This is a genomic window from Nostoc sp. JL34, assembly GCF_017114945.1.
Taxonomy (GTDB): domain Bacteria; phylum Cyanobacteriota; class Cyanobacteriia; order Cyanobacteriales; family Nostocaceae; genus Nostoc.
Genome location: NZ_JABXKQ010000044.1, coordinates 40,687 through 53,248, shown reverse-complemented (window position 1 = coordinate 53,248; position 12,562 = coordinate 40,687). Strand labels below are relative to the sequence as shown.

Genomic DNA, 12,562 nt, shown 5'->3' with positions numbered 1-12,562 from the left:
AAGCACCATTTAACTTACTATGTTTATTGTCCCCCAGTTCAATGGGCTACATCTGCCTGTCCTTAGGTCATTATGGCAAAATCTAAGAAAAGCGCTACCCCCATCAATCTCAGCGATCCACAATATTATCTTAACCGAGAGTTAAGCTGGTTAGAATTTAATGGTAGGGTGTTACATGAAGCCTGTGACGATCGCACGCCTCTTCTCGAACGCCTCAAGTTTTTGGCAATCTTTAACTCTAATTTAGATGAGTTTTTCATGGTGCGCGTTGCTGGTTTAAAGCAACAAGTAGAGGCGAAAGTCAGCCTATTAACTCCCGATGGTCGGACACCACAACAACAGTTAGACGATATTAGGTCTACCCTCACTCCCCACGTCAAGAAACAACACCAACATTTTGAGCAAATACTTCGTCCCCTACTAGCAAATCACGGTATCCATATTCTGGATTACATAGATTTGAATCAAAAACAACGAACTCATCTCAACAGCTATTTTGAGGAACAAGTCTTTCCAGTTTTGACTCCCCTAGCTGTTGATCCTAGTCATCCCTTTCCTTTTATTTCTAATCTCAGTCTGAATCTGGCTGTTGTGGTCAAAAACCCAGACACCGAAGAAGAATTCTTTGCCAGAGTTAAAGTCCCCAGCGTTCTACCACGATTTTTACCAATACCGCCTGAGTTGGGAGATCAGAATAACGAAAAACCTGCTCACTGGACTGGAGTCCCTTTAGAACAGGCGATCGCTCATAACTTAGAATCCCTATTTCCAGGGATGAACATTCAAGAATATCATCCCTTCCGCATTACCCGTGATGCCGATTTGGTTTTAGAAGAAGATGAAGCAGATGACTTATTGTTAGCGATCGAACAGGAATTGCGAAAACGGCGGCTAGGTGGGAGTCCAGTCCGGCTAGAAATTCAGTCCCAGACTCCTGAAATAGTGCGATCGCGATTATTGCATGATTTGGAATTAACAGAAAGCGATCTCTACGAAGTAGACGGTCTTTTAGGACTGCGGGATTTGATGTATTTTATGGCCTTACCACTGCCAGAACTCAAAGATCCGCCACGCCAATCTGTTGTACCATTACGCCTGCAACGACTGAGGGAACCAAGTTTAGACCCAGATACGCTGGAGACGGACGAAGGAAAAGACTTTTTTGCTGTGATTCGGGAAAAGGATTTGCTAGTACACCATCCCTATCAATCCTTTTCGGCTACAGTGGTGCGCTTTATCACCCATGCCGCCTACGACGCGAATGTGTTAGCCATCAAGATGACCCTTTACCGGACTTCTGGCGACTCGCCCATCGTCAACGCCTTAATTGCCGCTGCCGAAAATGGCAAGCAGGTATCTGTACTGGTGGAATTAAAGGCGCGATTTGATGAAGAGAATAATATTTACTGGGCAAAACGACTAGAAAGAGTTGGAGTTCATGTCGTCTATGGTTTAGTGGGGCTAAAAACCCATAGTAAAACCGTGATGGTGGTACGGCGGGAAAAAGACCGGATACGTCGCTACGTGCATATTGGGACTGGTAACTATAACCCCAAAACGGCACGGCTGTATACAGATTTGGGATTGTTTAGTTGCCGTGAAGAATTGGGTGCTGACATCACAGATTTATTTAATTTCTTGACAGGCTACTCACGACAAAAGTCTTATCGAGAGTTGCTGGTTGCGCCTGTGAATATGCGCGATCGCTTTTTGGCACTCATTCATCGCGAAATCGAAAATGTTCAAAATGGGTTTTCTGGACGGATTGTTGCCAAAATGAATTCCTTAGTCGATCCAGAAATTATCGCCACATTATATGAAGCTTCCCGCGCCGGAGTGCAAATTGACTTAATTATCAGGGGCGTTTGTTGTTTGCGTCCAGGAATCAAAGACATTAGTGAAAACATTCGCATCATCAGCATAGTCGGTCGCTTTTTAGAACACTCTCGGATTTATTATTTTCATAACAATACACAGGAGGAAATCTATATCGGCAGTGCCGACTGGATGCGCCGCAACTTAGATCGCCGAGTGGAAGTAATTACCCCAGTTAAAGACCCTGATATTGCTAAAGATTTGCAAGAAATTATGGGAATAATGCTCGCAGATAATCGCCAAGCTTGGGAATTACAAGCCGATGGCACTTACATTCAACGGCGTCCTTATGATGATTCTCCAGAAGCTAATTCACAAAAAATTCTTATGAGTATGGCATTACGCTCAACTGGTGTAGCATCAAATCTGATCGATTAAAAAATCAGTTACTTATATCTTGACAACTAGCTCAACCTAGGTTTTTTAGAAAACTTGAATTTTTTGAGCAGTTGTCTAAGTTGTTTGTAATGGGTTCACACAAGTTATTCAACCATAGGATAGAGTCAGGGCTGGCACTTGTTCCCATAAACTAGAGGGGTTATTCTGAATAATTTCGTCTTTCCCCTCAATGTTAATGTTATCCTGTGAGATTTCTACCTTGCGTGTTCTAGTAGTTGATGACCACGAACTGACTCGTTTAACCTTACAATTGGTTTTTTCTTGCCAGGAAAATATTCAAGTAGTAGGTTTAGCCAGTAATGGTGAAGAAGCTATAGAAATGGTTAAACGTTGCCATCCAGACGTAATTGTTCTAGATTTACAAATGCCAGTTATGGATGGTTGGAGTGCCTCTAGTCACATTAAAGCTATATCTCCGAATACCCAAATCCTTGCCTACTCTTCAGTGGAAGACGTAAATTTTCAGGGGACAAAGCCAATGTCTAGCTTTGATGACGTTTGCAAGAAAGATGTGTCTACAAGCGAACTTATTGCCTTAGTTAGGCAGTTAGGTCAGCGTGCAGGAGATAGTTCAGTGGCAGGATAAATGATACAGCAATATTGCTTCGCCAACTCAGGCTTAGTTAAATTCTGGGGATTTAAGACATGATAGTACTGAAAAGCGTCGGTATAGCCTGAAGTTGATGGTTAAACCGACGCAATTTTTGATAATTTCTACTCTACCGGAATGGTGCGTCTAAATTCATCAATTAATTCATCCAGTTCTTCCAAAGCCTGATTTACGTCAACTCTCAAAGTTCCCAGGTTTGGTTGCTCCAGTAAGTTTAACAAATACTCGCGTTTACTTTGAACTGTGACGATTCGTTCTTTTATAGTCTGTAAATCCATTATTCTTTTCCAATTTAACTACCTTTAAGTTTAAACTTAACTCAAAATCTAACATTGTGGGGCACTATCAGCACTTAGTAGTCCACTACACTAACTTTCTTTCCTGAGAAACTCTCTGTGTCTCCTATAATCTTACTCTTAAAGCAGTTTTCATTTATTTATTTGAACTAAATATGTTATGGAGAATATTGCTCATACATGTAAACTTAGAGCCAGGGTGAATGGAATTTGCGCCTACATAGGCAAAATCCGCCTTTCCTTCCCTACAAGAGGCTGCACGCGGACTAAGGAGGAAAATTTGAGTGTTTGAAACCCACGCAGGTAGGTAAAGCCTCGTGTAGACGCAGTTTATAACCGCTTTAACTTGGCAATTCTGGGTTAGTTGAATACTACTGAATGTGGACGATTTTCTTCCCTAATTTGTTACTTATAACCGATGATAATAAAACTGAGGTATTCAGACTTTATAATAATTTAAGCTCATGCTACGCCAAATTTCTTTGGGAACACTCGGTTTAACTATCGGTGGCATATTAACCATCATTGGCTTCGTCGCCTATGCTGATAACAATGCCACACTTAATTTAGTCGGATTTTTTTACGGGATTCCTCTATTGTTGGGAGGACTGGCGCTGAAAGCTAATGAACTCAAGCCAGTACCCTTTAGCCAAATTACGTCACCGTCAGCATTGGTACTACGCGAGCAGCAAGCAACTGAAACTCAAAATAAAATTCGCAAAGACATTACCCGATATTGCTACGGTCAAGATGCTCATTTAGATACAACACTTTCTTTTCTAGGTTTGAGTCCCACAGACCAGGAACGGCCAACAATCACAGGGTTACGAGAAATAGAAGTTAATGGCAGCTATGCCCTAATTTTAGAATTTGATTCACCGCTAATACCATTTGATGTGTGGCAAAAAAAGCAGGAAAAAATGACCAACTATTTTAGCCCTGGATTGGAGATTCAAATAACGCAGCCATCTGAAAATACAATTGAGCTAGCGCTGATCAATACTCAAAAAGAGTCACTAGTCACTAGTCACTAGTCAATAACAAAAATTATCGTTACCCAAACTCCATGCCTTTATCCACGATTTATATCCCTGACTTCTTGAAGAAGTCGGGGGATGTGGGCAGCAACTTTTGCTTAAGTTAAGTGGCATTCTCCCCTACTAACTGTTGGAGAATTTCTTATTTGGGATTCTCTTAACCACTGACGAAAAAGTTACTTTTCTAAACGAACTGCATACCACTGTAAATATTGCCCAGGGCCAACATCTAATTCACAGCTGGTGTCGAGTAAATATTGTGCTTGAGCTTCCACAGTATCAAGCTTTTGCAAGTCAGGCGGTAAATCTTGAATTATGAGTCGTTGGAGAGTTATTTTCAGCTTGTCTAATAACTCTGATAGCGTCAGAAATTGTTCTGGTTGATTTGTTTCTAGAACAACAAAATTATCCTGCTGATACATTAATGAGTCTGGCATTTTGAAGATTTAGTGAATGTAAATATATTTTGAGCTTTTTTTAAGAACTTCTGGTTGTTTATTTAGTAACAAATATGACAATTTAATGAGCTATCTATGAAGTAACTATAGTACTTATTTCTTCAAAATATTAATCTAAATTTAGAATATCTATATTTATATAATCTTAGCTCTTAAATTGCTCTTTTTCAAAATAAACAACGTACACTGTGGCCTCAGTTTGTCTACCTTGAACTAGCTGCTCTGAGCAATTTATTTAGTTGATTAGGATTGTAGCTAGATTTTTGCCAAGCTATACTAGATATACTGAATCGAATTCAATAAGAATTTTTACTTAATTTATTAACCTAGAGTAAATGGAGAACAAAGTTTTGCAGCAAGCTTAATCTTATGTAATTATACTAAAGCTTCGCAACCCTGGTCGAATAGACTAAATAAATTTCAGTCATGTGATATTAGCTTTTAGTATTAGCTATCTTCTGAGCGGACTTTGGCAATTGCTTTGCACTGTCTTACTAAGTTTCTAAACTAACTACAGAACTACATAATTAAGGTATGTATTTGCAATTCTCAAAAGAATTGTAATTTGACTTTAACAATGGGGAAATATAAAAGTAACATTTCTTCCCATAACCATAGCTGAACAAAAAGGCAAAAATTGCCTTCATGTTCCAATTATAGATTGTCTATGCAACTTAGTTATCTACCGCTTACTTGGCTCACGAACATTGAGCAGTCCATTGTCACAAAACAGTTGATTGTAAAGCTAGACACACCTTTGCCGCAAATTCTGGCATTGATGAAAAGAGCGATCGCCCCTATGCGATTGAGTTGCACAGCCTCTTTCAGGATAGTCCCGCAAGTGGAAGGCAACTCATGTCAGGCATAAGCCCATTTTCTGTTTCTAAGCAACCACCATTGATTCTAGTGGCTGATGATGACAAGACCATCCGAGTATTGTTGCGTAAAGCTATGGAACAAGAAGGTTATCGAGTGGTCGAGGTTAATGATGGCAAGCAATGTTTAGATGCTTACGAGACTATCAAACCGGATATAGTTTTGCTAGATGCTGTCATGCCTGTGATGGATGGCTTTACCTGCTGTAAGCACTTGCTCCAGATTGCCAGGAATAATTTAATATCAGCCCTTGCAAACTTTGATACTGACTCGACCCTTAACAATACAGTCATCTCCAAGATATGGGAGCGCACTCCCATATTGATGATCACATGCTTGGACGATGAGGAATCCGTAAACCGTGCTTTTGACGCAGGGGCGACTGATTACGTTACTAAACCAATTCACTGGCCTGTATTGCGCCAGCGGTTGCGTCGACTGCTACAGCAAGCGCAAGTATACAAACAATTAGAGGCGGCAAACCAAGCTTTGCATCACCTTGCCAATGTAGATGGCTTAACTGAGTTGGCTAATCGTCGCCGCTTTGACGATTATCTCAATACTCAGTGGATTAATCTCGCACAAGAGGGATCTCCTCTGTCAATGATTTTGTGTGACATCGACTTTTTTAAATTTTATAACGATAAATATGGCCATCCGGCTGGGGATGTCTGTTTACAAAAGGTGGGTGCTGTCTTAAGCCTTAAGGCACAAAAACATCAGGATTTAGTAGCGCGTTATGGTGGCGAAGAATTTGCTGTGATTATGCCATACACCCCTGCATCTGGTGCGGTTCACGTTGCTGAATCGATACAAGCGGGAGTCAAAGATTTGCAAATTGTTCATGACGGATCTGCGGTGAGTCAGCACGTCACCCTCAGTATGGGTGTGGCTACTGTTATCCCCACTTGGGAATCCTCACCTTCAGAGTTGATCGTGCTGGCAGATAAAGCACTCTATCAAGCAAAGGCCGGGGGGCGCGATCGCTTTATCTCAAGTACTTAATTGTCATTTGTCATTTGTGAAGACCAAGCCCTAATGCCCCATGCTTATTGCCTAAGAAGGATAAACTGGCAGCGTAAAGTGGAACCATGCTCCATTATTGGGGGCAGAGTCCACCCAAATTTGGCCATAATGTGCTAGAACTATCCGCTGGCATAGACAAAGACCAATGCCATAACCTTCTGTACCTTCATCCCGTTGCAGGCGGAAGTGGTTTTCAAAGATGCGATCGCGATTCTCTACAGGAATACCAGGCCCAGTATCACTAATACTAAACTGAACTTTTTGGGTAGTGCGGTGCAATCCGGCAACGCTAATCTTGCCACCTTCTGGGGTGTATTTGATGGCATTATCCAATAGATTCACTAATACTTGGCGGATGCGTTCTGGGTCAGCATATACATAAGGCAAGTCATTGGGAATATCCGTTTCTACTTCTTGGGATTTGGCAGTGTAGCGATCGCACAATTCTTCTAGTACATCTAAGCACAATTTACCTAGCTGTACTTTTTGTGGGAGAATCGGAAACTCTGTATCTTTGCCACGACCTACCTGCAAAAGGTCGGCAATCATCCGATCGATGATCTTAGTTTGATTACGGGCTTGTTTTAATAGATGCGCCGTCAAGGATGGTTTGAGGCGCTGGAATTGGCCTGTGTCTAAATTGTAATTAGATTGGAGAGTTTCTATAGCGATCGCAGCGGCAGTTAGCGGATTGCGGAGATCGTGCGCCAGCATCGCAATCACCCGATCTTTAAACTGTAGCTGCTCTTGGAGATTATCTTTTTCCTGTTTCAAGCGAAAAATTTCGTCTGAGAGTCGGATTAGTTCGGCAGAAACAGCAACTGAACGGATAGTGGATTTGGGTGATGTTGCCCTAACAGTATCGTCTATCCGTTCTTGTAAGTCTTCCTGTAATTTCAAATAGGCGTCTACAGCGGCTTGCCAGCGAGGCCACCAATTTTTCAATTGCGCTATGATATTACTCCCAGCCAAAACCTGTCGTGGTTCGGGATGGATTTTGATTAAAGCTGGCGTTGCTACCAATTTAAAGTGTTCTGCTAAGTAAGGTTGTTGTCCAACATCAATAGTTTGAAGTTCAAAACTATACTCAGCCTGCAATTCTTTTAAGTAAGCACGGATTCGCTGCACCTGTTGGCGGGACTTAGGGCGTCCATCGACAAACAGTAACAGCTGGAGTGGAGCCTCAGAATAAATAGGCTGATCCTGGGAAACTTGCATGTAATCGTGTTTCAGCACTGGTAACAACCCGGTGACGCTTTACAGAAAGTAAAATGGACTGACGGTTGTCGATGGTCGTTGTTTTTTCTTCAATTTAATATCTATTTTAGATTTTCATCCTCTTCTCCGATCTGCGTTTTTGACATCAGACGGATCTTTTTCAGTCTTTTGCCCCTTTTTGGCTAACTTTATCTCCAAGAAACACCCAAGCCCCTTGAATATAAGTCTTAATTTGCCCTGAATCAAAAATTTTCGCCAGAGTTAGCAGGTGAAAACGTTATTGCTATATCAAATCGGTTAGTGCAGCCCTATGTCAATTTGAGTACTCGCTTTGAATAAGCGATGTCTACGACGCGCTACGCCTACGCCCAACCAAACGTAGATGCTAATTGTATCTAATCTATCAGGAAGCTGTTAACTGTTCAGACCAACTTTGTAGAGGGTTTTCTCAACCGCCAGTGCATTCGATGAAGTGTCTTTTTTGCCTCTACCCAATCATTAGTCGGATTGGGACAACAGCCATAGCCGACTGTATACTGCCTCCATAATTTGCGAAGCGCACCCTGTGCCCAGCCTTGTCCTTTAAGAACCACTGCCCTATCCCAGAACAACAGGGGATGGGTTGCCTGAGATAAAGCTTTGGATAATATAGAGGCGATGCCTACGGCGGTAAACTACGCACTTTTAGAGGAAGCACTCACTGCTTTCGAGGCTGCCAAGAAAGAAACTATTGACTACAGCACAAGTAGCACTTTCCCCAGAAAATCAATTTAGAGATACTAGGGAAACTGCTGCGACACTTGGCTGTTTTGCCTATGACCTCAGTCGCCAAGAAACGAACTTACGCTAAGTTCCTGAATTGCTTAACACTGGCATTTTCCAGCTATTGCCTTACTCAGCTTACCATCGTCAGATGAATAATTTTCAAAATCGATTGGAAGGCAGTGTTAGCAAACTTTATCCATTCCCCCCTTGGGTGAGGCTAAGGGGGGCTTTAGTCCTAGTCTATCACTTCATTTGCTTGGCGTAGGCTTTGCATTAACTTAGTGCATCTGGAAGGAGATTAAAGCTTTTGATAGCTAAACAGTTCTTTGGCAAGTTCTCGAACAGTTATCCGCTCTACAACTTGGATATTTAGAGAACTATCTGAAAAATGGATTCTCAATCTAGTAGTCTGCCACATTAACTTTGATCAGTTCGTAGTCGGTGGCTTTAGCCCTCATTATTGAAGCACTTTAGTGCTTACTACGAACTCCTTTAATCTGTGATCATCCCTGTGATGGAGTACCAGCTTCAAGCATTAAAGCAATAAAACTGTTACATCACAAGTATTCCAGGTTTATTTGTGTTTTTTTTCCGAAAATGTTAGTTTTCCATAATTTTAGGGAATTCTATAAATAAGCATGGGAATTATCAAAACCTAATGGCTGTAAAACGAAGACAATACGGTAGCTTTTGCTACCGTTTACTCATTTTTGAAGATATCATCATCACCAACAGAGACATTTACGAAGAAGACGCAGTGAGTCGGTAGTGTCTTTTGGTGATATAAGAAGCAAACCAGCAGAGGTGACATTCGATTCTCCTCGGTTTCCCAGCTTTTACTTCCTAATCTCCAATCCCCAATCCCATTTAATGAACAGTCTGCGCTAGGGTAGGAATTGAAACTCAACTTGTGATTTCCTGTGCTTCCCTGTAAACGTCCAGCTGTATTTCTAATTTGGGCTGTTCTACTCACTTCCTTAACAGCCTGTGCTAACAGTCCAGTCGCCAAAAACCTTGAGCAATCTTTGGCGGCAGATCCGAAGCTGCAAAGCAATCCAGTTGTCTTTGGAGAATCTCAGGTTAACCAACCGCAAGCACAGCAAAACCAATCAACAGTTCAGTTACCAGCTGATTTTCCTAAAGATATTCCACTATATTCCAATGCCAAACTACAGGAAGTTACACCTGCTAGCGGTTCAGACAACAAAATCTCAACTCGTTGGTTGAGTTCTGATCCCAGCAACTTTATTGCTAGCTTTTATCGCACTCAGTTTCAAACAAATAACTGGCAGATTTTGCAACAGCCAACAGATGATGCGGGAGGTGCTTTTGAGGCCCGTCGTAACGATTTGCTGTTGAAGGTTTCTATTCAGCCTAAATCAGTTACTAACGCCACACCCAATCAACCTCAAACAGCCACTGAATTACTGATTGAGTCCGTACCGAATAGTACTACAACGGCACAACCTACTCCAACTACAAATCCTAACGAAACTACTAACGCGGTTCCTCAAACTGGAGATCCACAGTTCATTGGCCCGATACCACCTGCAAACTTGGCAGCACAGCCACCAAGCACGGCTAATAACCAAACAATCCCTACAGCCACAATTGAATCTCAGGTATTCAACGATCTTAACAAGGCACCGCAAGAATGGCGGCAACACATCCAAGACTTAGCTGCATTAGGTGTTTTGTCTATAGAACCAGAGGCAACTAAGAGCAACTCTACTACTAGAACTAACCAGTTTGAACCCAGTAAAATCGTCACACATCGGGAATATGCCCGTTGGCTAATTGCTGCTAACAATGCCATGCATGTCAGCAATCCAGCTAAACAAATTCGCTTGGCGTCAGAAAGTGCTCAACCAGCTTTTAGTGATGTGTCAGCAAAAGACCCTGATTTTCCAGCAATTCAGGGATTAGCGGAAGCTGGGTTAATTCCTAGTCCTTTGTCTGGAGATTCTACAGTAGTTTTATTTCGTCCTGATGCACCCTTAACGCGGGAACAGTTACTGCTGTGGAAATTACCCCTAGATACTCGCCAAGCTTTACCCTCTGCTAACTTAGATACGGTCAAACAAACCTGGGGTTTCCAAGATGCAGCGCGAATTGACCCCAAAGCTTTAAGAGCAGTGTTGGCTGATTACCAGAATAGCGAACAATCGAATATTCGGCGGGTGTTTGGTTATACGACTCTGTTTCAACCCAAAAAACCAGTAACTCGTGCTGAAGCTGCTATAGCTTTGTGGTATTTCGGCACTCAGGGTGAGGGTGTATCGGCTGCTGAGGCTTTGAAATTAAAGCGAAGTTAAAGGGATGTCTACGAAGGGTTACGCAATTCTCTTCCGGTTAGTTGATCGCTAGCTAGCATAAAAGTGGGTAATTCCATCTCTAGTATGGAAATTTTGCTATTTCTTTGTAATGCACCGATTTTTTATCAAGAAAATGTAAATTTAAGTATTTACAGCGTTTTTACTTATGTTTGATGAATTTTTGAGGCATAGTTAAGTACAATGACGTAAATTAACTCATTAAATATGCCTGGTTTTGAAGTAACTGAAGAAAAGACGAGTTGTAATATCGCCCTTTGCTTACTTTTAAACAGACTAAGAAATAACACAGATAAAGCAAATATGAAAAAACAAGCGATCGCAGTCGGATTTGTTCTATTTTCTTTCATGTTGCCGACCAAAGCCTCGGCTGCGAGTTTTGATCAGCTTTATGTATTTGGCGATAGTCTTTCTGATACAGGCAATATATACAATGCTACGAATAAAACATACCCTCAAAGCCCACCTTACTTTGAAGGACGTTTTTCCGATGGGCCGATCTGGGTAGATTATCTTGGAGATCAGCTAGGATTAAAGCCCACTTTATTGACTGATCTGAATTTTACTACTATTCCTACCCAAGGGATAAACTTCGCTTTCGGTGGTGCTAGCTCTGGTCTAGGTAATGCTGTCGTTCCCAATCCAAATTTGCCGGGAGTACTCAAACAAGTCCTTGGTTTTGCTGGAACTCTGCAAGCAAATAATCAAACTGCCGATCCAGATGCACTTTATACATTGTGGGGAGGTGCGAATGATTTCTTTTTTCTTAATCCTGAAGATTCGACTACGCCAATCAGTAATATATCTTTGGCGTTGAATACTTTGGTAGGAGTCGGTGCGAAAAATATTTTGGTATTTAACTTGCCAGATTTGGGACAGCTACCAGCAGCTAAAATTGATAATCGCAACCCTACAACCCTTAGTAAATCGAGTAGTGAGTTTAACTTAGGTTTAGCACAAACGGTAAACGCTTTGAATCAAAACCCAAATCTCAACATCATCTCTGTTGATACTTATTCTTTATTTAATCAAGCAAGCGCATTAGGTTTTACGAATGTAACCGAGTCTTGTCTATCTAGGCTAGATATATGTGATCCAGGTAACAACAAATTTCTCATCTGGGACAGCTTCCACCCAACAAGCGCTGTTCATCAGGTGATAGCAGATACTGCACTGGCGGCGATTGATGCTAAGTCTGTCCCTGAACCTACGATCAATTTGGGGATTTTAGCCCTTGGTGCTTTTGGTGCGGTAGCAGTGCTGAAGCGTCAACAAAAAAGGTCAGCACTCCTATCAGTAGGTCGGGTTGTTGATGCGCGATTGTCTCATACAACAGTTGAAAATTAAACGAACTGTATAGAATGGGTTTGGTAGTGATGCTTCAATTACCATGAAATTTGAGCATGTTGGGCGTGCTGGGTGTTTGGCATTTCCCACACAAAATACACATGCCTATGAAATTGCTCATTTAGAAGCGATCGCTAACTGTATCGATTTGTTAAAAACTTTCTGCGAAACTGAGTTTTTGTGATCTTTTTACAAGGATAAAATCATCATAGTCTTTGCTTCTCTCTCTATCCCCTACATGATATTTTAATTCAAAAAACTTGAATGAAGCATAAACTGACTACCTATATTTTAAAGCATTTTTTGAATTAAAAGTTCATTT

At 41.5% G+C, this 12,562-nt stretch carries 10 protein-coding genes and 1 pseudogene; 8 read left to right on the top strand and 3 right to left on the bottom strand.

Annotated features, from left to right (window positions below; translation table 11 throughout):
• The first annotated feature begins 72 nt into the window (after positions 1–72).
• Positions 73–2,253 (top strand): polyphosphate kinase 1, encoded by a 2,181-nt coding sequence (ppk1, locus tag HWQ44_RS08415; RefSeq protein ID WP_292717447.1) that lies wholly within the window; start codon positions 73–75, stop codon positions 2,251–2,253.
• Positions 2,254–2,443: 190 nt separating this feature from the next.
• Positions 2,444–2,860: a response regulator transcription factor gene (locus tag HWQ44_RS08410; RefSeq protein WP_292717445.1), complete on the top strand. Its 417-nt coding sequence runs from the start codon at positions 2,444–2,446 to the stop codon at positions 2,858–2,860.
• Between the two features lie 128 nt (positions 2,861–2,988).
• On the opposite strand, the gene HWQ44_RS08405 is transcribed toward HWQ44_RS08410, so the two are convergent.
• Positions 2,989–3,162: a hypothetical protein gene (locus HWQ44_RS08405; protein ID WP_292717442.1), complete on the bottom strand. Its 174-nt coding sequence runs from the start codon at positions 3,160–3,162 to the stop codon at positions 2,989–2,991.
• 482 nt (positions 3,163–3,644) lie between these two features.
• Here HWQ44_RS08405 and HWQ44_RS08400 point away from each other — a divergent pair, with 482 nt between their 5' ends.
• Positions 3,645–4,214 carry a DUF2854 domain-containing protein gene (locus tag HWQ44_RS08400; RefSeq protein ID WP_292717439.1) on the top strand — a complete coding sequence of 190 codons (570 nt, stop codon included), beginning with the start codon at positions 3,645–3,647 and terminating at the stop codon, positions 4,212–4,214.
• Positions 4,215–4,393: 179 nt separating this feature from the next.
• On the opposite strand, the gene HWQ44_RS08395 is transcribed toward HWQ44_RS08400, so the two are convergent.
• Complete coding sequence (locus HWQ44_RS08395) at positions 4,394–4,654, bottom strand: chlororespiratory reduction protein 7 (protein ID WP_292717436.1); 261 nt, start codon at positions 4,652–4,654, stop codon at positions 4,394–4,396.
• Positions 4,655–5,342: 688 nt separating this feature from the next.
• Between HWQ44_RS08395 and HWQ44_RS08390 the strand changes: the two genes are divergently transcribed.
• Together HWQ44_RS08390 and HWQ44_RS08385 are read left to right on the top strand one after the other, a co-directional pair.
• Positions 5,343–5,543, top strand: coding sequence for a hypothetical protein (locus HWQ44_RS08390; protein ID WP_292717433.1), 201 nt, complete (start codon positions 5,343–5,345; stop codon positions 5,541–5,543).
• Entirely contained in the window at positions 5,531–6,556 is a 1,026-nt protein-coding gene (locus HWQ44_RS08385) for a PleD family two-component system response regulator (protein ID WP_292717430.1), read from the top strand. Before HWQ44_RS08390 ends, HWQ44_RS08385 begins: the two co-directional genes overlap by 13 nt.
• A 51-nt stretch (positions 6,557–6,607) precedes the next feature.
• Here the strand turns inward: HWQ44_RS08385 and HWQ44_RS08380 are convergent, their stop codons facing one another.
• Positions 6,608–7,813, bottom strand: a complete 1,206-nt coding sequence (locus HWQ44_RS08380) for a histidine kinase (RefSeq protein ID WP_292717427.1) — start codon at positions 7,811–7,813, stop codon at positions 6,608–6,610.
• Between the two features lie 1,667 nt (positions 7,814–9,480).
• Here HWQ44_RS08380 and HWQ44_RS08375 point away from each other — a divergent pair.
• The 3 genes and pseudogenes from HWQ44_RS08375 to HWQ44_RS08365 all read left to right on the top strand — a co-directional run.
• The gene (locus HWQ44_RS08375; RefSeq protein ID WP_292717424.1) at positions 9,481–10,875 is read left to right on the top strand and encodes an S-layer homology domain-containing protein; all 1,395 of its coding nucleotides are present in this window, start codon (positions 9,481–9,483) and stop codon (positions 10,873–10,875) included.
• 225 nt (positions 10,876–11,100) lie between these two features.
• Positions 11,101–12,240, top strand: a complete 1,140-nt coding sequence (locus HWQ44_RS08370; protein WP_335203040.1) for an SGNH/GDSL hydrolase family protein — start codon at positions 11,101–11,103, stop codon at positions 12,238–12,240.
• A pseudogene (locus tag HWQ44_RS08365) lies at positions 12,230–12,424 on the top strand (M42 family peptidase); the annotation flags it as partial. The gene HWQ44_RS08370 and the pseudogene HWQ44_RS08365, both read left to right, overlap by 11 nt.
• Between the last annotated feature and the right edge of the window lie 138 nt (positions 12,425–12,562).

Excerpts from the sequence above, each read along its gene's own strand:
- ppk1 (WP_292717447.1), top strand. The coding sequence starts at position 73 with ATGGCAAAATCTAAGAAAAGCGCTACCCCCATCAATCTCAGCGATCCA.
- HWQ44_RS08410 (WP_292717445.1), top strand. The coding sequence starts at position 2,444 with ATGTTAATGTTATCCTGTGAGATTTCTACCTTGCGTGTTCTAGTAGTT.
- HWQ44_RS08405 (WP_292717442.1), bottom strand. The coding sequence starts at position 3,162 with ATGGATTTACAGACTATAAAAGAACGAATCGTCACAGTTCAAAGTAAA.
- HWQ44_RS08400 (WP_292717439.1), top strand. The coding sequence starts at position 3,645 with ATGCTACGCCAAATTTCTTTGGGAACACTCGGTTTAACTATCGGTGGC.
- HWQ44_RS08395 (WP_292717436.1), bottom strand. The coding sequence starts at position 4,654 with ATGCCAGACTCATTAATGTATCAGCAGGATAATTTTGTTGTTCTAGAA.
- HWQ44_RS08390 (WP_292717433.1), top strand. The coding sequence starts at position 5,343 with ATGCAACTTAGTTATCTACCGCTTACTTGGCTCACGAACATTGAGCAG.
- HWQ44_RS08385 (WP_292717430.1), top strand. The coding sequence starts at position 5,531 with ATGTCAGGCATAAGCCCATTTTCTGTTTCTAAGCAACCACCATTGATT.
- HWQ44_RS08370 (WP_335203040.1), top strand. The coding sequence starts at position 11,101 with ATGCCTGGTTTTGAAGTAACTGAAGAAAAGACGAGTTGTAATATCGCC.